Source organism: Pseudomonas sp. GW821-FHT02H09 (genome assembly GCF_059421425.1).
The window spans coordinates 44144-66155 of the sequence record NZ_JBWKVA010000004.1; the positions used below are offsets into that span (position 1 = coordinate 44144).

Consider the following 22012-nt stretch of genomic DNA (forward strand, 5'->3'; position numbering starts at 1 on the left):
CCCCCCCCACCACCCCCCGCTCCTACAGGGGCAGGGCAATGCCCCACCACAAGTTACGCGGCGCGTCTCACGGCCGCCCCAACAAATGACTGATCGCCATCTTCAGCTTCATCGGCCGTACCGGTTTGTGCATCAAGGTATGGCCCAGCTCGCGCATTTGCAGTTTCAGTTCGTTGCTGTAGTTGGCAGTTATCATCAGGGCCGGCAAGGGTGATGCGCGCCGGGCATTGATCAGCGCCACGGCATCGACGCCGTTTTTGCCATGGTCCAGGTGGTAGTCGGCGATCAGCAGTTCAGCCTCGGCGTGGTAATTATCCACCTGGCGCGCCAGGTCTTCTTCCGAGAGTGCCGTCACCACGTGGCAACCCCAACTTTCCAGCAGCGTGCGCATTCCTGCGCAAATCGCCGCGTCATTGTCCAGCACCCAGATCCGCGCCCCATGCAAGCGCTCCAGCATCGGCTCGCTTATGGGCAACTGCGGCGCAACCTTCGGTGCACTGTGGGTCAGTGGCACCTCGACGGCAAACATCGAACCCTTGCCCGGCCAGGAGCGCACGGTGATCCGGTGCCCGAGAATGCCGGCGATTTTTTCGACGATCGCCAGACCCAACCCTAAACCACGATCCTGATTCGGCCGCTGCACATCGCCGCGTTTGAACTCCTGAAAAATCTCTTCCAGCCTATTGTCCTCGATGCCCATCCCGCTGTCCCAGACCTCAATCGACAGCCGCTGACGATGCCGACGACAGCCCAGCACCACGCGGCCACGGACGGTGTAACGAATAGCGTTGCTCAACAGGTTGCGCAAAATCCGTGCAAGCAACTGAATGTCGCTGCGCACCAGCGCCGAACTGGCCACGAAGTGCAGTTGCAGGCCTTCGCTGCGGGCCACCTGGGCGTACTCGGCCGCCAGGTTTTCCAGCAACTCGCTGAGGGCAAACGGTGCGATATCGGCCTTGATCACCCCGGCATCGAGCTTGGAGATATCCACCAATGTACCCAGTAGATTCTCCACGTCCTCCAATGAGTTGCTGACGTTGCGCACCAGAGCGGCGTTGGCCACCGGTTCGCGGCGTTCGAGCAGCGCGCTGGTGAACAGCCGCGCGGCGTTAAGCGGTTGCAACAGGTCGTGGCTGACCGCGGCGAGAAATTTGGTTTTCGACAGGTTGGCCTGTTCCGCCTCCAGCTTTGCCTCACGCAATCGCGATTCGACGCGACTGCGCTCATCGATCTCGCGCAGCAATTGACCATTGAGGGTGGTCAGCTCGGCGGTGCGCTCGCGAACCCGCACTTCAAGGTTCTGATAAGCCTGATGCAGCGCCTCGGCGGTGCGTCGGCGCTCGGTGATGTCGCGGATCAACACAAAAATTCCCACCACCTCGCCAGTGGCCAAGCGGTTCGGCACGTAGGAGCGCAGCATGTAACGCTCCTGATTGTTGATGTTGGTTTCGGGGAACTCGAACGTCACACTCTCCCCGGCCAGCGCCCGCGCCACATAGGATTCCAGACGCTGGTAATGCTCTTCGCTGTGGACCTCGCGCAGGCTCTGGCCGAGCATCACGCCGCGTGGCCAGCAGTACCATTGTTCATAGACCTTGTTGGTGAATTCGTAGACCAGATCGGCATTCAGGTAAGCGATCAGCGCTGGCACATGGTCAGTGATCAGGCGAATCCAGCGTTCGCTCTCGCTGAGGGCTTCGGCGTGCTGGTAACGCTCGGTGATGTCGGTGAATGTGTTGACGAAACCGCCGGTCGGCAACGGATGAGTGCGGATTTCCAGCACTCGCCCATCGTAGAGCCGCTGTTCGCACTCATGGACGATCCGCCCGTTGGCATCGCGGCTGGCGGGGGTCAGCAGGCTTAACTCGCTGTCGCCAATCACTTCGGTAAACAGCCGATGGGCCGCCACCGGCGCCAGGCCGCTCAACTCGAGGAATCGACGATTCCATAACTCCAGCACGCCCTCGGCGTTAACCATCGCCACGCCCTGAGACAGGTTGTCGACGGCGCGCTGCAGCAAGTGGGATTTTTGCGCGACAGCCTGCTCACGGCGCACGGTTTCGCTGAGTTTGACTTCGGTGATATCGGTGAAGAGGATCACCCGCCCGCCTTCCTGAGTCGGCCGTTCACTGACCTGCAACCAGCGACCGTTATGCAACCGGTAGAGCAAATGTTCATCGGCATGCCCTCGCGGCTCTTCGTTGAACAGGCCGGTGCCGGTCATCAATCGCTTGACCTCGGCCAGCCGCATCCCGGCAATGATCCGTATCCGGCTATTGGCCCAGAACGCCTTGAAGCGGCTGTTGAACAGCACAATGCGCTGATTTTCATCGAACAACACGAAGGCGTCGGAGATGCTTTCGATCGCATCGATCAGGTGCCGGTGAGCGGTTTCCGCCCGCAGCCGGGCTTCGCTGAGCAGATGATTGCCGGCCTTGAGTTCAGCCATCGCCTGATTCAGCGCATCGGTGCGCTCGCGCACCTGCTCGGCCAGCACCACCGAATGCTGAAACGCCGAATACGGATCGTTGCCACGGGTCCCCCCGGATTCGATCCGTTCGATCAGCGCGCCGTTGATCCGTTGCAGCTTGCGGTTTTCATGCTGCAACCGGGCGATCTGTTCGTAGAGATCAGCGGCTGACGGGGGGCCGGTTTCGAGCAATGGCAACGCCGGTGAAGGTCTGGTTGATGTGCATGCCATTGAACTGTTCTCCGTAGGTGTTGAAGCCCATCACCCGCTGCTCGCGCAGGAAGGCGCCGATTTGCTCAAGGCTGCCGTTGTCTTCGAGCTCAAGACGCCTGAGGAAACAGTCACAACCTATCGTCAGCAGTAGCGTGCCAAGACGCGTCTCAAGGCCTTCGAACAGCGTCTGCAAGTTCGGCAATAGCGGCCCTGGGGTCATGGCGGTGAGCACGATGCCGTTTTCCACTGCGCAGTAGAAACTCAGGCTCAGGTCCGGGTGCACCTGCTGAATGGCCCTGACGTAATACTGCTCATTGATGCGCACCGCCAGTGGATGGGCGGCGAACACCCGGTGATCGAGCTCGGCCACCGGTACGCCGATATGTCGGGCGTATTCCTCGGCGGCAGGCTCGGCATTGAGCTCGTAGACCCGGCGCGAGGCGCTGTCGGCACGGGTGACCACCAGTTTCTCTTCGCGCGGCAGGATGTGATGGGTGGTGAAGACCTCGAAGTCCAGCCAGGTATTGACCAGCACCACCACCGCAGCACCGCTGTGGAACTCGCCGCCAAAATACACATGGGTATGGGTCAGGTAGTTGTCATCGCCGGCCGAGCCGCCGAAATGCGGGATGTCGCCGAGGGCTGCGCTCAGCGCCGCAAGGACCATTTCCTCGCGGCTGGACAGGCCATCGAGCAAGGTCAGCGCGAAACTGTTGCCCTTGATTGGCGCCAGGGTATTGCTGCGACAGTCGCCCACCAGACGTTCGACCATTTGCTGGGCATCGATCAGGCTCAAGTGCGCCATCTGATCGATCAGCTCGATGGCGATGGAAAAATGCCGGTGATCGAAACCCACCGCGGTGATGCAGCCCCGGCCATAGCCATTGGGAGTGATTTCTCCGGCGCTGGTACAACCCACCAGGCGGATTCCGCCAAAGCTCTGTTGCAAGGCCGGGCCCAAGGCCTGCAAGTCGTACTCGGCGGAACAAAAGAACAGTACGAAACCCAAATGCGGATGCAGCAGTTGCCGCGCCAGATCCTGGGCGGCCTCCTGAGCATCGGTGGCCTGGGACATTGCACTGACGACGCCATCGGCCTGGCCCTGTTGCATATTCGCCTCCCGCAGGTGCGCTGTCTGAGCCATGAGTGTACGAAGCCAGCGACGCGGCCCGTATGCTACTTGGGTAGCGGGTAGGCGGTTCCATGGGATGAAGTGCGGGTGGCTGACAGCAAACGTGAGCACCCTCGCCACGGGGCCGCAAACCTGAGACCAACTGTAGGGGCTGCTGTCGAAGGCCGCGCCCGGCTCACGTAGCAGCTTGCTGCGTTCGGCTCACGTAGCAGCTGCCGAGCCCGCGAGGCTGCGTTCGGTTGCGCAGCAGCCGTAAAATCAGGCACTGCGGTCTTTCAGACAAACCGTGGAATCAGGATTTACGACTGCTGCGCAGCCGAACGCAGCCTCGCGGGCTCGGCAGCTGCTACGGGGGGATGTACGGAGTCAGAGATTCCTTATCGGCACCACGCCGCGATGCGCGCAGCGCGGGCAGATCCGGTCGGGTTACCAGGTCAACACCGCTCCCACGGCGAAGGTATCGGTGTGTTCATTTTGGGCAACGGTGTCGTGCCCGTTGATTTTGAATTGGTTGTACTCGGCCACCAGCTTGAGGTTGTCATTGACGTCATGGAACAGCGCTATCCCCCGAGTGTCGTAGTCCGCACCACTGCCGACCACGCCGTTGCCATCGTCGTTGGTCTTGCCATAGGACAGCGCGAGGCGGTTTTTACCGAGCTTGTAGGAGCCCTGTAGCAGATAGCCGTCGCTATCGACTTCGCGCAGCGTCGCTTTGCCGGCGTTGTTGGTAAAGAACGGATTGATACCCTTGGCCTGGAAGCCGGAGCCGGTCAGGGACAAACCGCCCATCTTCGCCTGCACGCCGTAACCGACGCCTTTGGAGGTCACCGACTTGACCGTGGAGTCGGTGTTGTCCGAGGTCTGGTAACTGCCGTTGACCCAGCTGTAGATCTTCGCCCCGGCGACATCGAACTGGTAGGTGATCTCGCTCTCGGTCCGTGGGTTTTCCTGATGGGCCTTGCCCAGTGCGCTGCTGTCGTTGGTGTCCACCGGATCCATGATCCCTACCGCAACCCGCAAGCCGTCCATGAGCGGTGTGCGGTAGGTGATTTGCGAGGTGGGAAACGGGTACGGGTAACCGGTGCCAATGTTGCCGAACGACACCCCGCCGCCATCCACCAGCCCCAGGCTGTCACTGACCTGGCCGTAACCGGCAAGCATTTCGTCGAGCAGGATGTTAGAGCGAGCGAACAGGCCGAAGTCTTTACCGATCAGCACTTCACCCCACTCGGGGTTGGCGACGGTGCCGTAGAACTGGCGTACATCGATGGCGGTGTCGGTGCCGTTGGTTTGACTGTCGTTGATGGTTACCCAGAACGACGCCCGCGCCCCGAGCTTCAAGTCGTCGACTTGCTTGCCCATGTTGAAACCCAGGTAGTTGGGCAAGAAGCCCATCTTCACTCGCGCCTGGCGCCGATCGAATTGATCGCCGGCGCGGTCGACTTTGCTGTTGACGTAAAAGGCGTTGATGTAGCCATCGGTGGAGAACGTGGTCTGATCCTTGTCGTATAGCATGATTTCGGCTTCGGCCATCGAACTGACGCCCAGGGTCGAAAAGCTGACAATCAAGGCAGGCAAGAAGCAGTGCTGGAATTTCTTATTGTTGTGCATGGCGCGCTCCGCAAACGGGGGACGAAATGTCGGAGGCGATTATCAAAAGGCGGTGCGCCGGCTTATATGCTGCCTTGGCGGCAATAGGCAGGTGCTTTGGATTGGGCGGGAGCGGCCCGGCAAATTCGGTGTAAGACCGGGTTGCCAAGAGGTACGAGACTTAAGGCTTGCACGGGCTTGCCAATGGGATGACCGACTAACCCGTCGCCGCTCCCCGTAGCAGCTGGCTGAGCCTGCGTTCGGCTGCGCAGCAGTCGTAAACCCTATGTCCACGGTTAACCTGAAACACCGCGCTGCCTGATTTCACGACTGCTTCGCAGCCGAACGCAGCCTTCGGCAGCTGCTACGGAAGCCATCACTAATGCCAGTTTTCTGTCAAATATTGACTTAATGACAGAAAACATTCACCTTCTGCTCCAAGCGCTGAATAACAACAGGAAACAGCCTTGAGCCAGCCCATCAAACAACGCCTTGAAAGTAGCCTGTCGACCGCCTCCGCCTCGGGCCGGGCGATCGCCAATTACATGCTGGCCAACCTCTACGAGTTACCGTTCCAGACCTCGGCCGATATCGCCGCCAGGCTGGGCGTCAGCGAATCCACCGTCGGGCGCTTCTGCCGCTCCATCGGTTACAGCCATTTCAAAGACCTGAAAAACGACCTGAAAGTCGACCTGGGCGAAGGTCCTTGGCTGGTGGGTGACCGTTTGCAGGAGTTCCGTCAGCAGTCCAGCCAGAGCCCTGAAGGCTTGCCGCGCAGCTTCGAACTGGAAGTCGGCGCGCTGATGAAAGTCTACGAATACAGCCTGACCCCGGCCTGGCAAACCGTCAGCCAGCGCCTGGCCACTCGGCGCAAGGTATTTGTTGCCGGATTCCAGACCGAACGCGGCATCGCCGCGTCCATGGTCCATCTGCTGCAGTACCTGCGCGACGGCGTGCAACTGGTGGACGGCGCCGCCGGGCATTTCGCCGACGTGCTGCTCAGTAACCCTGAGGAGTGCGCGCTGGTGGTGTTCGAAGCCCGGCGTTATTCCCGTCACGCCCTGAACCTGTGCCGCAAGGCCCGTGAAGCCGGGATTGCAGTCACCCTGGTCACCGACACCTTCTGCGACTGGGCCGAGCAAAACGCCGACGAAGTGTTCCGCGTACCCACCGAGTTCAATCTGTTCTGGGAGTCCACGGCGTCGATGCTGTCGCTGGTGCACCTGTTGGTCAACGAGGTGTGCAAGCAGTTGGGCCCCGAAGTCGAAAGACGTCTTGAAGCAACCGCTGCCTTACATAACGAGTTTGTTGGATACACATCCTCACCAGGACCAAAACAATAATCGAGGTGTTAGATGAAAAACGTCATTCGCTTTGCAAGTGCGTGTGCAATGGTCATCGCCGGTGTATCGGGCGCCCAGGCTGAAGTGCTGAAAATCGCCACCGAAGGTGCCTACCCGCCGTTCAACTACGTTGACTCGGACAACAAACTCCACGGCTTTGACGTCGACATCGCCAACGTCCTGTGCGAGCGAATGAAGGTTGAATGCACGATCGTCGCTCAGGACTGGGAAGGCATCATCCCGGCGCTGATGGCCAGGAAATACGATGCGGTGGTCGCCTCGATGATTGCCACCGATGAGCGCAAAAAGAAGATCGCTTTCACCAATCACTACTACCGTACGCCGCTGTCGATAGCCGTGGCCAAGGACTCGAACATCACCGATGCCCAGACCAGCTTCAAAGGCCGGTCGGTCGGCGCCCAGTCCTCCTCGACCCAGGCGATCTACGCCGAAGAGCATTACGGCCCGGCCGGTGCCGATGTGAAGTTCTATCCGACGCTGGACGAAGCCAACAGTGATCTTGTCTCCGGTCGAATTGACGGGGTGATTGCCGACAAGTTTCCGTTGGTGGCCTGGGCTCAAAGTACCGGCAAGGACTGCTGCAAGATCATTGGTGACGTCAACGGCACCACCGCCGACGCCTCCATCGCGGTGCGCCAGGGTGACGATGCCCTGCGTGAGCGCTTCAACAAGGCGCTGGATGAGATCGTCGCTGACGGCACCTATAAAAAGATCTCCAGCCGCTACTTCGCCTTCGATATCTATTGATCCCTCAGGTCCAGGGCACTGGCTCTGGACCTTCTTCTCCGGCACCCCTGCCCCGCGCTTCGTGTGAGCGCGTCGGCGGCGTGCAGGCTTAATTTCGCGAGAGGGTTCGGGCATGTTCGAACATCTGTCACTGTTATCTTTTGCCAGCGGCGGTTGGGGTTCGGCCTTGTTGGCCGGTGCTGTGGTGACCATCGCCCTGGCCCTCAGCTGTGTGCCGATCGGCTTGCCGCTGGGCCTGGGTGTGGCGCTGGCGGCGCGCTCCAGACGACGCTGGCTGCGGGTCTGGGCCACAGCGTTTTCAACCGTATTCCGTGGGCTACCCGAGCTGCTGACGCTGCTGATCATTTATTACGGTTGCCAGATCGCCGCGCAGAAGATTCTCGCCGCAATGGGCTATCAGACCGAAGTGACGATCAACACCTTCGTTGCCGCGATGATCGCCTTCAGCCTGGTGTTCGCCGCATTTTCCAGCCAGATCTGGCTCGGTGCCTTCAAGACCGTGCCCAAGGGGCAGTTCGAAGCGGCCGCAGCACTGGGGCTGTCCAAGCGCACCACCTTTCGCAAAGTCGTGCTCCCGCAACTGGCTCGCATTGCCCTGCCGGGTCTGTCGAATAACTGGCTATCACTGCTCAAGGACACCTCGCTGGTATCGACCATTTCACTGGTAGACCTGATGCGTCAGACCAACCTGGCCGTCAGCGTGACCAAGGAGCCGATGTTTTTCTACGCCGTGGCCTGCTTCGGTTATCTGTTTTTCTCGGCACTGTCCGGTCGCTTGTTCCACTTTCTCGAGCAGTACTTCAGCCGCCATCAACGGAGTGCCCGGCCATGAGCTTCGATGATGTGCTGAACCTGTTCCTCAGCCCCGAACTGATCGAGCGCTATGGGGCGCGCTTTATCGACGGGTTGCTGGTGACCGGCAAACTGGTAGCGATTTCCTTCACGCTGGGCGCCCTGCTCGGCCTGCTGATCGCCCTGGGCCGGCTATCGAGCAACCGTTTTGTGCGCAGCTTTACCGGCGCCTACGTGTACTTCTTCCGTGGCTCGCCGCTTCTGGCGCAGCTGTTCATGCTGTATTACGGCCTGGGTTCGTTCAAAAGTTTCTGGCAGGACGTCGGTCTGTGGTGGTTCTTCCGTGATGCCTGGTTCTGCACATTGCTGGCGTTCACGCTGAACACTGCGGCCTATCAGGCCGAAATTCTGCGTGGCAGCCTCCTGGCGGTCGCCCAGGGCCAGCGCGAAGCCTCGAAAGCCTTGAGCCTGTCGCGCTGGACGACCTTTCGCAAAGTCATCCTGCCGCAGTCGTTGCTGGTGGCCATCGGGCCGCTGGGTAACGAGCTGATCCTGATGATCAAGGCCAGCGCCATTGCCTCGCTGGTGACCATCTACGACCTGATGGGTGTGACCAAGCTGGCCTTCTCCCGCAGCTTCGATTTCCAGATCTACCTGTGGGCCGCGGTGCTTTATCTGCTGATCGTTGAAGTGGTGCGACGCAGCCTGAAACTGATCGAAGGCCGCCTGGGCCGTCATTTGAACTGAACCGACTTTCCCGGGCGGCCATCGCTGCCCGTGTACCAAGGATCTATCCATGCATTGCGAAACCATTGTTCTTGGCGCCGGGATTGTCGGCGTCAGCACGGCGTTACATTTGCAGGCTCGCGGCCGCAAAGTGCTGCTGCTCGACCGCCAGCAACCGGGCAACGGCACCAGCCACGGCAACGCCGGGTTGATCGAGCGCGCCAGCGTGATCCCCTACGCGTTCCCGCGCCAGTTCTCGAAGTTGCTGCGCTACGGCCTCAACCAACAGTCCGACGTGCGCTACAGCCTGCGCCATCTGCCCAAGGCCGGCCCATGGTTGCTGCAGTACTGGCGCCATTCTGGCCCCAAAGGACTGGCCGCGGCCACCCGCGCCATGCTGCCGCTGGTGGAGCGCTGCGTCAGCGAACATGACCTGCTGGCGGAACCGGCAGGCATGACCGGACTGATTCAAGGCGACGGCTGGATCGAAGCCTTTCGCGATCCGGCCGCATTCGAAAAGGCCCAACAGGATGCCTTGGATCTGAGCGAGTACGGGTTGAACTATGTGGTCCTCGACCAACAGCAGATCCACCAGCGCGAATCCGGGCTGCATGCCGACATTATCGGGGGCCTGCACTGGCTGGACCCCAAGACCGTCAGCGATCCGGGCGGCCTGACCCGGGGTTACGCCGAGCTGTTCAAAAACCGCGGTGGAACCTTCGTCCTTGGCGACGCCCTGACCCTGCGCCAAAACAACGGCCAATGGCAGGTGCAAAGCGACAAGGGCCTGATCACCGGCAACGAGGCAGTGATCGCCCTCGGCCCCCAGGCCCGAGATCTTTTCGAACCTCTGGGTTATCGCATTCCATTGGCGATCAAGCGCGGCTACCACATGCACTACGCGGCCAAGCCCGGCACACATTTGCATCACCCTATTCTCGATCCGGTGGGCGGCTACGTGCTGGCGCCGATGATGCGCGGCATTCGTTTGACCACCGGCATCGAGTTCGCCGACAGCGATGACCCGATCAATGAAATCCAGCTGCGCCGCTGCGAAGAGCATGCCCGGCACTTCTACCCGCTGGGTGAACGCCTCGATGCCCTACCCTGGCTCGGTCGCCGGCCGTGCCTGCCGGACATGTGCCCGGTGATTGGCCCGGCCAGTCGCCACCTGGGGCTCTGGTTCAACTTCGGCCACGCTCATCACGGCCTGACCCTGGGTCCGGTCAGCGGTCGCCTGCTGGCTGAAATGATGACCGGCAGCATGCCGTTTACCGACCCGGCGCCCTACAGCGCCGATCGCTTCCATTGATTGCTGGAGACCTGAGCATGCAAACCAGTACTGCCCTGCTGCAACCCCCTGTGTTCGCTGCCCCCGATACCCGCAAAGTCGTGGTCGATATCAGCGGGCTGGACAAGTTCTACGGCGCCTTCCATGTGCTGCACGGTATCGACTTGAAAGTCCGCGAAGGCGAACGCATCGTCCTCTGCGGACCGTCCGGCTCCGGCAAGTCGACCTTGATCCGCTGCATCAACCGTCTGGAAATCGCCGAAAAAGGCAGCATCCTGATCGACGACACCGACCTGTCGCAGAACACCCGCCAAGCCGCCAAAGTGCGCAGCGAAGTAGGCATGGTGTTCCAGCACTTCAACCTGTTCCCGCACATGAGCGTCCTCGACAACTGCACCCTGGCGCCGATGTCGGTACGCAGCCTGTCGCGTAAAACAGCCGAAGAACTGGCGCGCAACTACCTCAACAAAGTCGGCATCGAAAACCAGGCCGACAAATACCCCAGCCAACTCTCCGGCGGCCAGCAACAGCGCGTGGCCATCGCCCGGGCGCTGTGCATGGAACCGAAAATCATGCTGTTCGACGAGCCGACCTCAGCGCTGGACCCGGAAATGGTCAGTGAAGTCCTCGACGTCATGGTCAAACTCGCCGGCAGCGGCATGACCATGCTCTGCGTCACCCACGAAATGGGCTTCGCCCGGCAAGTAGCTGAAAGGGTGCTGTTTCTGGACGGCGGAAAAATCATCGAGGATGCACCGCCGAATGACTTCTTTGGCGCGCCGAAGAGCGCACGGGCCAAAGCGTTTCTTGCGCAGATTGTGCATTGAGACGGGGCCGGGATCGGCTAATGCCGGTCAGTTAAGCGAACGCAGCCTTTGTAGGAGCAGCCGGTCGACGCTCGATTGCTCGCGATGACGTTAACGATGACGCGTGTTTGTTGGATAGACGCGTCGCCCTCAGGTCCATCGTCGGAACGCCGCCCGGAGCAAGCTCGCTCCTATACATTCCGAAGCCGCGATACAGCAATTGCTCAACGATGCAGGTTTTGGCACCGCTACACGATTTTTCAGCAGCCTGTTCTGGGGCGCCTGGATTACCTGCAAAGAGGGCTGAACAGTCCCATTGCCCCTCTGTGAGAAGAACGTGCGATGGCCCGCATAGGCCATCGACGCTTCCAGCGTTTCAAACCGATCAGAGTGTATTCGGCGACACGATGATCTTTACGTTGTGCTCCTTGTTGTTGACCAGTTCTTCAAAGCCCTGACTGACGATCTGTTCCAGGTTGATTCGCCCGGTCACCAGTGGCGTGATATCCAGCCGGCCATCGGCAATAAAAGCGATCACATCGGCAAATTCGCCGTTGTAGGCCAAGGCCCCCAACACCTGTTTCTCGGTGGCTACCAGCTCGAAGAAGTTGAACTCGCTCGGCTCTTCGAAGATGCCCACCAGCACACATTTGCCTGCCTTGCGGATCAGATCGATGGCCAGTTTGGCCGTGTGTTTGTTCCCGATACATTCGAAGCTGACGTCCGCGCCCAGGCCACCGGTCAGGCGCCGAACTTCGGCCAGTGCGTCGCATTGGTTGGGGTCCAGCACGTGGCTGGCGCCGACTTCCACTGCCTTGGCCTTTCGCGCACTGGACATTTCCAGGGCGATGACCTGGGCGGCTCCGGCCGCTTTGGCGCACATGATGGTGCACAGGCCGATGGTCCCGGCGCCGACCACCACCACGTTCTGACCCAACAGGCTGCCGGCTTTTTTCACCGCATGCATGCCTACCGCCAGCGGCTCGATCAGTGCGCCGGCTTCGGCGGGAAAGTTGGCCGGCAGTTTGTACAGCAGGTTGGCCGGGACGTTGACCAGCTCGGCGAAGGCACCGTTGTTCATCAACCCGGTGAAGGCCAGGTTCTCGCAAATGTTGTACAGCCCGTGGGTGCAGTAGTAGCAGGTGCCGCAATGCTGACAGGCATCGGCGGCCACTTGCTCACCGACCGTGAAGCCGTTTACATCGGCACCCATCCCGACAATCTCACCGCAGAACTCATGGCCGAGAATGCATTGGCCCTTGATCCCGGTCAGCGGGTGCGGTGCGTCTACCGGGATGAACACCGGCCCTGCAACGTATTCATGCAGGTCGGAGCCGCAGATGCCGCACCACTGCACGCGGATCTGCACCCAGCCGGCAGGTGGCGCGATGGGCAGCGGCACGTCTTCCACGCGGATATCGTTGCGGCCATGCCAGACGGCTGCGCGCATGCTGCGGGTTTGCTTGCTTGAAAGACTCATGGATCGTTTCTCCTTGAAATCGCTCAGTCCCGACTGCCGCGAAGGCAGCCGGGGACGCCGTCAGTGTTGTTGCACAAAGTCGAGAATCAGCCGGTTGACCTGCTCCGCCGCTTCCATTTGCACCATGTGCGCCTGGCCCGGGAGCAATTGGACCTGCGCTGACAAACCCTCGGTGTGCGCAACCGGAATGATCGCGTCATCGCTGCCCCAGATCAGCAGCACCGGTTGCGGTCCGTCTTGCACCACTGCACGCAGGTCGACCTGCTGTTGCCCTGCGGCGAACAGCGTCGAGGCTAGTTGGCGCAAGGCGCTATCGACACCTTCCAGTCGCTTGTACTTGAGCATGTCTTCGAGCATCTGACGGTTCACCAATTCTGCATTGGAGAACAATTGCACCAGTTGTGGCTTGAGCGCGTTGCGGTTGGTCGCGTCAATGAAGCCTTGCAGGTAATCGCCATTGATCTGCGCCCCCAGACCAGCGCTGCCGATCAGGGTCAGCGAGCGCACCCGCTGTGCTGCAAGCCGCGCAGTGTTCAAGGACACCGCCCCGCCCATGGAATGCCCGACCAGATGCACGGCCTTAATGTCCAGATGATCAAGTAACGCCAGTACCACCTCACTCAATTCATCAAGGTCACCGCGCAATAGCGTCTTGCCCGACTCGCCGTGGCCCGGCAGATCCAGTGCGATCACCCGTCTCCCGGCGGCTAGCGCTTCGTGGTTGAACATCCAGTTGTTCAGATCGCCGCCGAAGCCATGTATCAATAGCAGCGGCGTGCCGCCGTCTCCGCGCTCGAAATAGCGAATGATGCGCCCGTCCAGCTCGATCTTTTGCGGTGCTGGCCCGCTGTCTTCATCACCAGCATCTCCCGGCACGAAGCTGGCCTGGAACTGCTCGACCACCGCGTCGATTTCTTCCTCACTGGCTTCTCCCTCGACGATGATGCCGAGCAAGGCACCGACCGAGAGGGTTTCGTCCTGACGCGCAATGGTGCGTCGCAATACCCCGGAAAACGGCGCTTCGACACTGCTGGAAATTTTGTCGGTTTCCACATCGAGCACTTCATCGCCCTTGACGATGGCATCGCCCTGCTCCTTGAGCCAGACGTCGACCCGCCCTTCAGTCATCGACAGCCCCCACTTGGGCATGGTCAGGGTGTGGATCTGGCTCATGGGCGCGTCCTCCACTCGATGAGCTTGAGCACCGCGGCTTCGATCTTCGCCGCGTCAGGGATGTACAGGTCCTCCAGGGCGTCGGAGAACGGCACCGGAGTATGCGGCGCGGTGACCATTTCGGTCGGTGCCCGCAAGGCCGAAAAGGCTTTTTGCGCCACCAGTGCGCAAATGTCGGTGGCCATCGAACAGCGCGGGTTGGCTTCGTCGATCACCACCAGGCGTCCGGTCTTTTCCACGCTTTCAAGGATGCTGTCCTCATCCAGCGGGCTGGTGGTGCGCAGGTCGATCACCTCGCAGTCGATACCGCGCCCCGCCAGACTGCGGGCCGCGTCCATCGCCAGATTGACCGTGCGGCCGTAGGAAACCAGGGTTACGTCCTTGCCATCGCGAAGGACGTTGGCCTCGCCAAAAGGAATCGCATAGAGCTCTTCCGGCACCTCGCCTTGCATGCTGTAGAGCATCTTGTGCTCACAGAAAATCACCGGATCGTTGTCGCGAATCGCCTGGATCAACAAACCTTTGGCGTCATAGGGCGTCGACGGGCAGACCACTTTCAAGCCGGGGATGTGGGTCCACAGAGAGGTGAGCATTTGCGAGTGCTGAGCGGCCGCCCGCAGGCCGGCGCCGACCATAGTGCGGATGACCAGCGGCGTAGAGGCCTTGCCGCCGAACATATAGCGGAATTTCGCCGCCTGATTGAGGATCTGGTCCAGGCAACAGCCGGCAAAGTCGACGAACATTAACTCGCATACCGGCCGCACACCGCAGGTCGCAGCGCCGACAGCAGCACCGACATAGCCCAGTTCGGACAAGGGAGTGTCCAGTACCCGTCCGGGAAATTGGTGGTAAAGCCCTTTGGTGACCCCGAGCACACCACCCCAGGCGTCGTTTTCACCGGGGGCACCGGCGCCACCCGCCACGTCCTCGCCCATGATGAATACACTGGGGTCGCGGCGCATTTCCTGGGCCAGGGCTTCATTGATTGCCTGTTGATAGCTGATTTTTCTCGCCATGATGAAGGTCTCGATTCTTGTTATTGGGGGCGTTCAGGGATAGGAGACGTAAACGTCGGTGAGCAGGTCGGCCGCCGTCGGTTTGGGATCGGATTTGGCCTTGCGCACCGCGTTTTCGATCAGCCGCTCGACCTCATCGTCGATCTGGTCCAGTTGGCTGGCATCGACCAGCCCGGCCCGAGTGGTGCGCTCGCGAAATTGCATCAGGCAGTCGTTATGCTCGCGAAAATGCTTCACTTCGTCGGGGGCCCGATAGGTCTGGGCATCGCCCTCGAAGTGGCCGTAGTAGCGAGTCAATTTGACTTCGATCAGCGACGGACCCTCGCCGGCGCGGGCACGTTCGACGGCGGCGCCGGCGGCTTCTTGAACGGCGAAGAAGTCGAAACCGTCCACCGTGACCCCAGGCATGCCGAACCCGGCGGCACGGTCGGCAATGTGATCGCAGGCCACTGACCAGTTGGACGCCGTGGCCTCGGCATAACCGTTGTTCTCGGCAATGAACAGGCATGGCAGATTCCACACCGAAGCCATGTTCATCGCTTCGAACACCGCGCCTTCGTTAGAGCCGCCGTCACCGAAAAACACCACCGCCACGCTGTCGGTGCCCTTGAGTCTGGCCGCCAGCGCCGCGCCGACTACCAGGGGTGCTCCGGCACCAACGATACCGTTGGCGCCGAGCATGCCTTTCTCGAAATCGGCAATATGCATGGAGCCGCCCTTGCCCTGGCAGACCCCGGTTTTCTTGCCGTAGATCTCGGCCATCATCCCGTCCACATCGACGCCTTTGGCGATGCAATGACCGTGGCCACGGTGGTTGGAGGCGATGCAATCGTCATCGCCAAGATGGGCCATGACCCCGGCAGCGGAGGCTTCTTCGCCAGCGTAGAGGTGGACAAAACCGGGAATCTCGCCGGTGGCGAACTCCACGTGCAGGCGCTCTTCGAAAGCGCGGATGGTGCGCATCACCTTGTAGGCATGCAGCAATTGATCAGCGGACAGGTGTGTCGACATCTTTATTCTCCAGGGTTGTCTCGAGTCGAAAGATTCATGGGGTGTTGCGGGTGTTCACGGCCGATGGACAGCAGTCGGCGTTGCGCCGCGTAGGCCAGTGCGGCGGTTACATCGATGCTCAGCGGGCCGCAGGCATCGAGGGTGACGGTGGGCCGGTCATGGGCGTTGAACTCGATTTCCCGTTCGCCATCCAGGGCCAGGGTGCCGCTGGGCAACGACAGGCAATGGGCGACGCCCGGCTCCAGGCTGCCGGCGGCGAGTACCCCGCAGCCTTGCAACAGACCAGGCGCCAGTGGTACCAGCAACGCCTCGCAAGATTGCGGATCAAGGCGCATCCAGGCTCCGCCCGGGGCCTGGCGGGACACCGGAAACCACAAGCCGCACAGCGCCGAAAGCCCGATGGCCTGGGGCTCGGCGAAAGTCACGAAAACCTCCGCCAGATCCGCTGCGCGGCTGATCGCCCGAGCGCCGATAAACGGCAACGACGACACTGCAACGTCCACCAATGCCCATTCGCACACACCTCGGGTGGGCTCGCGGACTAACAGGCGTTTATTGCGTCGCAGGGCAATCTCGGGAGGAATCCGCCCGCTGGCGAAAAGCCCGCCAGCCAGACCGGCACTGGTGGCTTCGCGCAATTCGGGAAAGGCGTTGTTAGTGCCGGTGGACAGGGTCAGCAACGGGATATCGCCAATCTCGGCCGCCACCGCTTTGTGGGTACCGTCGCCGCCCAGGACTGCAATCAGCGACACGCCGCGCTCGGCCATCAAACGCGCCGCCTTGCGGGTGTCTTCGACGCTCTGGCGCAGGGTGATGTCGAGAAATTCCAGAGCTGGCCAATGACTGGCGCGTGCCTGTCGGCTTTGGCTGTTCTTCAGCACTGCCGCGGCGATGCCGGTCATGTCGGTGGGGATCAGCACCTGCTCGACGCCAGTAGCACCGAATGCAGCTAGCAGACGCTGAATCACTGAGACCTTGTCGGTGCTGGAAAACAGCCCGGCATTGGCGGTCAACCGCCGCAGGTCTCGACCCGACGCCGGATTGGCAATGATCCCCACCGTCAATGGCGCACGGCTCATGGCGTAACCCGGACAGTCGAACAGCCAGGTCGGGAGCAGCCCAGGGAAACGGATCGGCAGTGGGACATACAGGAACCTCTCGTTATTGTTATGGTTGCCTGGGCTAGAGCAAGGCCGATGCCATAACGCTGTAAGTCGCTGAAAACGCCCGAACTAGAGAGGTTCATGAAGAATATGGGAGCACCCGGGGCACGCCGTTTCTGAGACGCGGCATGTCAGGTTGCGCGCAAGGAAAGCGAGACGCTGAGACGTTGCGTCTCACCTCGATCGGTCGGCGTCCTGTCGCTTGTCTGAAGGCTATGAACAGCGCTTAATGGCCGCACAACTACAAAAAGCTGGAAACGGAGGCCCTATGCTTTCCGCACACTCTAAGGCCCATGTGGATTGCGTCAGTCGCGTACTGAAGAATGCCGCGCACTTGCCGCAAGTGCCGGTACCGAGCCTGATTCTCGATTCCTGGCGCCGCTCCATGGAGCAGCACCATCTCGACCCCGGCTCGTTGCAGGGGCCGCGTATTCTTTCGCAGAATGTGCTCAATGAATGCCGCGAGCGCTCCGAACTGTTCCTGCGTATCGCCAGCGAAGAAGTTGCCCGCCTCCATGGCCGGGTACGCGACGCTGACTACTGCGTGCTGCTTACCGACGCACAGGGCCAGACCATCGACTATCGGGTCGATGCGGCAATTCGCAATGACTGCCGCAAGGCCGGGTTGTATCTGGGCACCTGCTGGTCGGAAGGCGAAGAAGGCACCTGCGGAGTAGCTGCGGTACTCACCGCCAAGGCGCCGGTCACGGTCCACAAACGTGATCATTTCCGCGCGGCGTTCATCGGTCTGACCTGCTCTGCCGCGCCGGTCTTCGACCCACAGGGCGAGTTGCTCGGGGTACTCGATGTGTCGGCCGTGCAGTCCCCCGATGACCGCCGTTCCCAGCACCTGATCCGGCAAATGGTGGTGCAGAGCGCCCGGGAAATCGAACACGCGTTTTTCATGAACAGCGTCCAGGGTTACTGGGTGCTGCGTGCCCACAGCACCCCCGGTTATGTTGATAGCCAGCCCGACTTCCTGTTCGCCTGGGATGAGGACGGCAGCCTCAAGGCGCTGAACCCGGCAGCACGCCAGTTTTTGCTGCAGCGCTACGGTCAACTCCCCGAGCATATCGGCCAGGTATTCGACCAGCAGATCCTGCATCGAGCGACGGACGAGTCCCTTTGCCTGCTGCGCAATCACGGCGGGCAGAGTGAACTGCATGCACGCTTGAGCGCCCCTCGCCGTCCTGCCAATAGGTCCTCGCGGGTTGAAATCGCCGCCACGGAACTTGACCCGCGTATCGCCGAAAGCCTGCGCCTGGCGGTACGAGTCAAGGACCGTAACTTGCCGGTGCTGATTCAGGGGGAAACCGGATCCGGCAAGGAAGTGTTCGCCCGTCAACTGCACCAGGCGAGCAGCCGACGCGAGCGCCCTTTCATCGCGGTGAACTGTGCAGCGATCCCGGAGAGCCTGATCGAGAGTGAACTGTTCGGCTATGTTGCCGGGGCCTTCACCGGCGCATCGAGCAAAGGCCTGCAAGGCCTGCTGCAACAGGCCGATACCGGCACGCTGTTCCTCGACGAAATTGGTGACATGCCGCTGGCTTTGCAGACCCGGTTACTGCGGGTCCTGGCGGAGGGTGAAGTAGCGCCACTGGGCGCTTCTCGGTCCAGGGTCGTGGATATTCAGGTGATCTGTGCGACCCACCGTGACCTGGAAGGACTGGTCAGGAGCGGAGATTTTCGTGAAGATCTGTACTTTCGCCTCGGCGGAGCGCGCTTCCAGTTGCCGCCCTTGCGCGAACGCAGTGACCGTTTGGCGTTGATCAACCGCGTTCTCGCTGAGGAATCGGAGCTGTGCGGTGTGTCGGTGAAAATCAGCACCGCAGCGCTGGAGTGCCTGCTCGGCTATCGCTGGCCGGGCAATGTCCGTGAGCTGCGCCATGTCCTGCGCTACGCCTGCGCCGTGTGTGAGGCGCACGTCATCCAGTTGAGTCATTTGCCGGGGCAACTACAGGGTTCAGGGCTCGACGCCCTGCCCTCGACCGGCTGCAACGAAACCACCGATTGTCCAGAGCGTCAGGCGCTGCTCGATGCATTGGTCCGTCACCGCTGGAAACCGATAGCCGCCGCAAAAGCCTTGGGTATTTCCCGTGCGACGCTTTATCGACGGGTGCATCAGCACCGGATAGAGATGCCCGGAAGAAGCCCGGTTTGAATCGCGCCGGCCATGGCCAGGCTCTCCATCACCTGAGTGACCGCCCGAATGCGGTGATCGGCAGCCTCCAGTAACACATCGAGGGGAGCTTGAGTGTCGACAAACAGAGCCGGGATATCGCAATCGTTGCTGGTGAGGGCCATATAACGGTTGGAAGATTGATCTTCAAGACTGGCCCTATGCATCGTTCCCACGCTCCCGCGTGGGAATGCAGCCCGTGACGCTCTGCGTCACTGCCGAAGCGGACGCGGAGCGTCCAGTGAGGCATTCCCACGCAGAGCGTGGGAACGATCCAACTCCTCCACCCTAATCACCAAGTGGATCGATCTTCAAGACTGGCGCTATAAAGCTCATCTTTCCACTCCTTACCCATCAACCTGTAAACATCCTCAAAGAATCTACGAGGATCAGAGGTGCCGGGAACAAGCCCCCTCGCCACAGGTTTTGTGCCCGACGCTTATTCTTCTTGACTGACTGGGATCAGGGCTTGTCCTGAAACCTTGCCCTATAGCGCCCCGGACTTTCCCCCGTCCACTTCTTGAACGCCCGGTGGAACGCGCTGGGTTCTTGAAAGCCGATCTGCTCGGCAATTTCGGTGATGCTCGCCCGGCTCTGGCGCAGCTGTTCAAAAGCAACGCCGCGGCGCACTTCGTCCTTGATCTCCTGAAACGAACAGCCTTCGCGCTCCAGTTTTCGGCGAAAGGTACTGGGGCTCAGATGCTGTTCTATTGCGAAGGTCTGCAAAGTAGGCCATTGGCCGTAATGGCTGTTTCGCAGACGCTGATGGATCTGTGCCGCCAGGCCATGCTGGTTACGAAAGCGAATCACCAGCCATTGCGGCGCACTGCGCAGAAACACTTTGAGTGATGCAAGATCCTGAACCACCGGCAGACGCAGGTAGCGACTGGCAAACTCGATTTCAGTGCGCTGCGCGCCGAAAGTCAGGTTGGCGCCCCAGAGCAATGGATCATCACTGAGCGACAAACGTTCATGGCGGAAATCCGCGCGATCGATGGGAATTCGCCGCCCACCCAGCCAGCACAGCAGACTGATCATCAACACCAGGAACGTCTCTTCGCCGAAACGACTGACGTCGTTGTTGTCCGATCGGGTCTGCAGGCTGATGACGGCGCGTTTGCCGCGCACACTCAAACTGCCGCGAAAGTCCCGCAGGAACAGCGCGAAGTTGGCCAGGCACTGGCGCATGGCCTTCTCCAGATTCGGCTCCTGAATCAATGCCCGGCAGATCAAGGCAAAACTGCCAGGCGGCATGCCGTGGGAGTCGAGCTTGAAGAACTCGTCGTTCAACTCGCGAATCTGGATCAACCACAACGCTGCAAAAGCACTGGCCGGCACCCGCGCCGTGGGCTGGTCCATCAGCGCCGGGTCGATTCCCGCCTGCTCGAGTACCGCCCGCAGGCGCTGTGGGTTCTCACGCAGTGCATGGAGCATTGCATGCATAAAGTAGACGGCAACCGAATCCTTTTCCCGCATTTGAACGTTTCTCTCTTCATCGCCTGAAAATGGCAAAAAACGCCAATGTCCTTGAACAGTTATGGCATAGGCCAGCGCTGCTGCGGACTCTAGACTCACATCCATACCAGGTAGGGGCGTCTGAAGCCGGACGGCGCCCATGGTACGCCAGTCGCTGACTGCCAACGATTGCAACATTGATTCCAGGAGTCGATATGAACAATTCCGATATTTTCGTCGTCAGCGCGGTGCGCTCCGCCATTGGCAGTTTCGGCGGATCGCTGAAGGACGTGACCCCTATCCAGTTGGCAACCGACGTTTGCCGCGCGGCCATTGAGCGCTCGGGCCTGGCGCCCGAGCATATCGGCCATGCGGTGATGGGTCATGTGATCCCCACCGAAGCCCGCGATGCCTACATTTCCAGGGCCGTGGCAATGAATGCCGGCCTGTCGAAAGAAACCCCTGCGTTCAACGTCAACCGCCTGTGCGGCTCCGGTTTGCAAGCCATTGTCAGCGCCGCGCAAAGTTTGATGTTGGGCGATGCCGGGGCCGTGCTGGCCGGTGGCGTCGAGTCCATGAGCCGCGGTGCTTACCTGCTGCCGCAAGCGCGCTGGGGTGCACGAATGGGCGATGTGCAGGCTATCGATTACATGCTTGGGGTTCTGCAGGATCCCTTTGCCGGCTTCCATATGGGCATCACCGCGGAGAACATTGCCGAGCACTATGGCATCAGTCGCCAGATGCAGGATGAACTGGCCCTTGTCAGCCAACAACGTGCAGCCCGGGCCATTGCCGAAGGGCGTTTTGTCGAGCAGATCGTGCCGATTGAAGTGGCGACACGCAAAGGCACGGTGTCTTTCGCCATTGACGAGCATGTACGAGCAGATGTCAGTGCCGAGCAACTAAGCGCTATGAAACCTGCATTCAAGAAAGATGGCAGCGTCACTGCAGGCAACGCCTCCGGACTCAATGACGGTGCAGGCGCATTGATCATGGCCACCGAAGCGGTCGTTCGCGAGCAAGGCCTCAAGCCCATGGCCCGGCTGGTGGGTTACGCTCACGCCGGGGTTGAGCCGTCGATGATGGGCCTGGGGCCGATCCCCGCCACCCGACTGGTTCTCAAGCGTGCAGGCCTGACCGTCGCCGACCTTGATGTGATCGAATCGAACGAAGCGTTCGCAGCCCAAGCCTGTGCCGTGGCGCAGGAGTTGGGCTTCGATCCGCACAAGCTCAACCCGAACGGTTCGGGCATTTCCCTGGGCCATCCGGTCGGTGCCACCGGCGCGATTATCGCCACCAAAGCCATTTACGAGCTGCACCGCTGTCAGGGACGTTATGCCTTGGCGACCATGTGCATTGGCGGTGGCCAGGGCATCGCCGTGCTGTTCGAACGCGTTTGATTAA

At 60.8% G+C, this 22012-nt stretch carries 17 protein-coding genes and 2 pseudogenes; 9 read left to right on the top strand and 10 right to left on the bottom strand.

Going from position 1 to position 22012, the window contains the following annotated elements:
• Positions 1 to 67: 67 nt before the first annotated feature.
• The 3 genes from nahK to AC07VR_RS06595 all read right to left on the bottom strand — a co-directional run bounded on the left by nahK (position 68) and on the right by AC07VR_RS06595 (position 5426).
• Positions 68 to 2701: a hybrid sensor histidine kinase/response regulator NahK/ErcS' gene (gene nahK, locus AC07VR_RS06585; protein WP_494992797.1), complete on the bottom strand. Its 2634-nt coding sequence runs from the start codon at positions 2699 to 2701 to the stop codon at positions 68 to 70.
• Positions 2631 to 3794 carry a nitric oxide-sensing protein NosP gene (nosP, locus tag AC07VR_RS06590; RefSeq protein ID WP_495010765.1) on the bottom strand — a complete coding sequence of 388 codons (1164 nt, stop codon included), beginning with the start codon at positions 3792 to 3794 and terminating at the stop codon, positions 2631 to 2633. Before nosP ends, nahK begins: the two co-directional genes overlap by 71 nt.
• A 447-nt stretch (positions 3795 to 4241) precedes the next feature.
• On the bottom strand, positions 4242 to 5426 hold the full coding sequence (locus AC07VR_RS06595) for a porin (protein WP_494992795.1): 1185 nt from the start codon (positions 5424 to 5426) through the stop codon (positions 4242 to 4244).
• Positions 5427 to 5872: 446 nt separating this feature from the next.
• Between AC07VR_RS06595 and AC07VR_RS06600 the strand changes: the two genes are divergently transcribed.
• From AC07VR_RS06600 to AC07VR_RS06630, 7 genes and pseudogenes are all read left to right on the top strand, one after another.
• The gene (locus AC07VR_RS06600; protein ID WP_494992794.1) at positions 5873 to 6748 is read left to right on the top strand and encodes a MurR/RpiR family transcriptional regulator; all 876 of its coding nucleotides are present in this window, start codon (positions 5873 to 5875) and stop codon (positions 6746 to 6748) included.
• Positions 6749 to 6760: 12 nt separating this feature from the next.
• Positions 6761 to 7516 carry a transporter substrate-binding domain-containing protein gene (locus AC07VR_RS06605; protein WP_495010766.1) on the top strand — a complete coding sequence of 252 codons (756 nt, stop codon included), beginning with the start codon at positions 6761 to 6763 and terminating at the stop codon, positions 7514 to 7516.
• Between the two features lie 112 nt (positions 7517 to 7628).
• Positions 7629 to 8348, top strand: a complete 720-nt coding sequence (locus AC07VR_RS06610; protein WP_494992792.1) for an ABC transporter permease — start codon at positions 7629 to 7631, stop codon at positions 8346 to 8348.
• Entirely contained in the window at positions 8345 to 9055 is a 711-nt protein-coding gene (locus AC07VR_RS06615; protein ID WP_494992791.1) for an ABC transporter permease, read from the top strand. Before AC07VR_RS06610 ends, AC07VR_RS06615 begins: the two co-directional genes overlap by 4 nt.
• Before the next feature lie 49 nt (positions 9056 to 9104).
• Positions 9105 to 10346 carry an NAD(P)/FAD-dependent oxidoreductase gene (locus AC07VR_RS06620; protein ID WP_495010767.1) on the top strand — a complete coding sequence of 414 codons (1242 nt, stop codon included), beginning with the start codon at positions 9105 to 9107 and terminating at the stop codon, positions 10344 to 10346.
• Positions 10347 to 10363: 17 nt separating this feature from the next.
• Entirely contained in the window at positions 10364 to 11152 is a 789-nt protein-coding gene (locus AC07VR_RS06625; protein ID WP_494992789.1) for an amino acid ABC transporter ATP-binding protein, read from the top strand.
• A 169-nt stretch (positions 11153 to 11321) separates the two neighbouring features.
• A pseudogene (locus tag AC07VR_RS06630) lies at positions 11322 to 11438 on the top strand (SAM-dependent methyltransferase); the annotation flags it as partial.
• Between the two features lie 78 nt (positions 11439 to 11516).
• Here the strand turns inward: AC07VR_RS06630 and AC07VR_RS06635 are convergent.
• From AC07VR_RS06635 to AC07VR_RS06655, 5 genes are all read right to left on the bottom strand, one after another.
• Positions 11517 to 12581, bottom strand: coding sequence for a 2,3-butanediol dehydrogenase (locus AC07VR_RS06635; protein ID WP_495010925.1), 1065 nt, complete (start codon positions 12579 to 12581; stop codon positions 11517 to 11519).
• A 90-nt stretch (positions 12582 to 12671) separates the two neighbouring features.
• A complete protein-coding gene (locus AC07VR_RS06640) occupies positions 12672 to 13784 on the bottom strand; it encodes an acetoin dehydrogenase dihydrolipoyllysine-residue acetyltransferase subunit (RefSeq protein ID WP_495010768.1) in 1113 nt (370 codons plus the stop codon).
• Positions 13781 to 14800 carry an alpha-ketoacid dehydrogenase subunit beta gene (locus tag AC07VR_RS06645; protein ID WP_495010769.1) on the bottom strand — a complete coding sequence of 340 codons (1020 nt, stop codon included), beginning with the start codon at positions 14798 to 14800 and terminating at the stop codon, positions 13781 to 13783. Before AC07VR_RS06645 ends, AC07VR_RS06640 begins: the two co-directional genes overlap by 4 nt.
• Positions 14801 to 14833: 33 nt before the next feature.
• Positions 14834 to 15811, bottom strand: a complete 978-nt coding sequence (locus AC07VR_RS06650) for a thiamine pyrophosphate-dependent dehydrogenase E1 component subunit alpha (RefSeq protein ID WP_494992785.1) — start codon at positions 15809 to 15811, stop codon at positions 14834 to 14836.
• Positions 15812 to 15813: 2 nt separating this feature from the next.
• Positions 15814 to 16890, bottom strand: coding sequence for an ATP-NAD kinase family protein (locus AC07VR_RS06655; RefSeq protein WP_495010770.1), 1077 nt, complete (start codon positions 16888 to 16890; stop codon positions 15814 to 15816).
• 352 nt (positions 16891 to 17242) lie between these two features.
• Here AC07VR_RS06655 and AC07VR_RS06660 point away from each other — a divergent pair, with 352 nt between their 5' ends.
• Complete coding sequence (locus AC07VR_RS06660) at positions 17243 to 19135, top strand: sigma-54-dependent Fis family transcriptional regulator (protein ID WP_495010771.1); 1893 nt, start codon at positions 17243 to 17245, stop codon at positions 19133 to 19135.
• On the opposite strand, the pseudogene AC07VR_RS06665 reads toward AC07VR_RS06660, so the two are convergent.
• Both AC07VR_RS06665 and AC07VR_RS06670 read right to left on the bottom strand, forming a co-directional pair.
• Positions 19132 to 19320 (bottom strand): annotated as a pseudogene (locus AC07VR_RS06665) (hypothetical protein); the annotation flags it as partial. The gene AC07VR_RS06660 and the pseudogene AC07VR_RS06665 sit on opposite strands and share 4 nt — an antisense overlap.
• Positions 19321 to 19615: 295 nt before the next feature.
• On the bottom strand, positions 19616 to 20629 hold the full coding sequence (locus tag AC07VR_RS06670; RefSeq protein WP_494994952.1) for an AraC family transcriptional regulator: 1014 nt from the start codon (positions 20627 to 20629) through the stop codon (positions 19616 to 19618).
• Between the two features lie 194 nt (positions 20630 to 20823).
• On the opposite strand from AC07VR_RS06670, the gene AC07VR_RS06675 reads away from it, so the two are divergent.
• Positions 20824 to 22008: an acetyl-CoA C-acyltransferase family protein gene (locus AC07VR_RS06675; protein ID WP_495010772.1), complete on the top strand. Its 1185-nt coding sequence runs from the start codon at positions 20824 to 20826 to the stop codon at positions 22006 to 22008.
• Positions 22009 to 22012 lie beyond the last annotated feature (4 nt).

Bases quoted from the DNA above. Each gene is read 5' to 3' on its own strand.
- AC07VR_RS06625 (WP_494992789.1), top strand. From the start codon at position 10,364: ATGCAAACCAGTACTGCCCTGCTGCAACCCCCTGTGTTCGCTGCCCCC.
- AC07VR_RS06610 (WP_494992792.1), top strand. From the start codon at position 7,629: ATGTTCGAACATCTGTCACTGTTATCTTTTGCCAGCGGCGGTTGGGGT.
- AC07VR_RS06645 (WP_495010769.1), bottom strand. From the start codon at position 14,800: ATGGCGAGAAAAATCAGCTATCAACAGGCAATCAATGAAGCCCTGGCC.
- AC07VR_RS06640 (WP_495010768.1), bottom strand. From the start codon at position 13,784: ATGAGCCAGATCCACACCCTGACCATGCCCAAGTGGGGGCTGTCGATG.
- AC07VR_RS06670 (WP_494994952.1), bottom strand. From the start codon at position 20,629: ATGCGGGAAAAGGATTCGGTTGCCGTCTACTTTATGCATGCAATGCTC.
- AC07VR_RS06655 (WP_495010770.1), bottom strand. From the start codon at position 16,890: ATGAGCCGTGCGCCATTGACGGTGGGGATCATTGCCAATCCGGCGTCG.
- AC07VR_RS06675 (WP_495010772.1), top strand. From the start codon at position 20,824: ATGAACAATTCCGATATTTTCGTCGTCAGCGCGGTGCGCTCCGCCATT.
- nahK (WP_494992797.1), bottom strand. From the start codon at position 2,701: ATGGCATGCACATCAACCAGACCTTCACCGGCGTTGCCATTGCTCGAA.
- AC07VR_RS06605 (WP_495010766.1), top strand. From the start codon at position 6,761: ATGAAAAACGTCATTCGCTTTGCAAGTGCGTGTGCAATGGTCATCGCC.
- AC07VR_RS06660 (WP_495010771.1), top strand. From the start codon at position 17,243: ATGCTTTCCGCACACTCTAAGGCCCATGTGGATTGCGTCAGTCGCGTA.
- AC07VR_RS06615 (WP_494992791.1), top strand. From the start codon at position 8,345: ATGAGCTTCGATGATGTGCTGAACCTGTTCCTCAGCCCCGAACTGATC.
- AC07VR_RS06635 (WP_495010925.1), bottom strand. From the start codon at position 12,581: ATGCGCGCAGCCGTCTGGCATGGCCGCAACGATATCCGCGTGGAAGAC.
- AC07VR_RS06650 (WP_494992785.1), bottom strand. From the start codon at position 15,811: ATGTCGACACACCTGTCCGCTGATCAATTGCTGCATGCCTACAAGGTG.
- AC07VR_RS06620 (WP_495010767.1), top strand. From the start codon at position 9,105: ATGCATTGCGAAACCATTGTTCTTGGCGCCGGGATTGTCGGCGTCAGC.
- nosP (WP_495010765.1), bottom strand. From the start codon at position 3,794: ATGCAACAGGGCCAGGCCGATGGCGTCGTCAGTGCAATGTCCCAGGCC.
- AC07VR_RS06595 (WP_494992795.1), bottom strand. From the start codon at position 5,426: ATGCACAACAATAAGAAATTCCAGCACTGCTTCTTGCCTGCCTTGATT.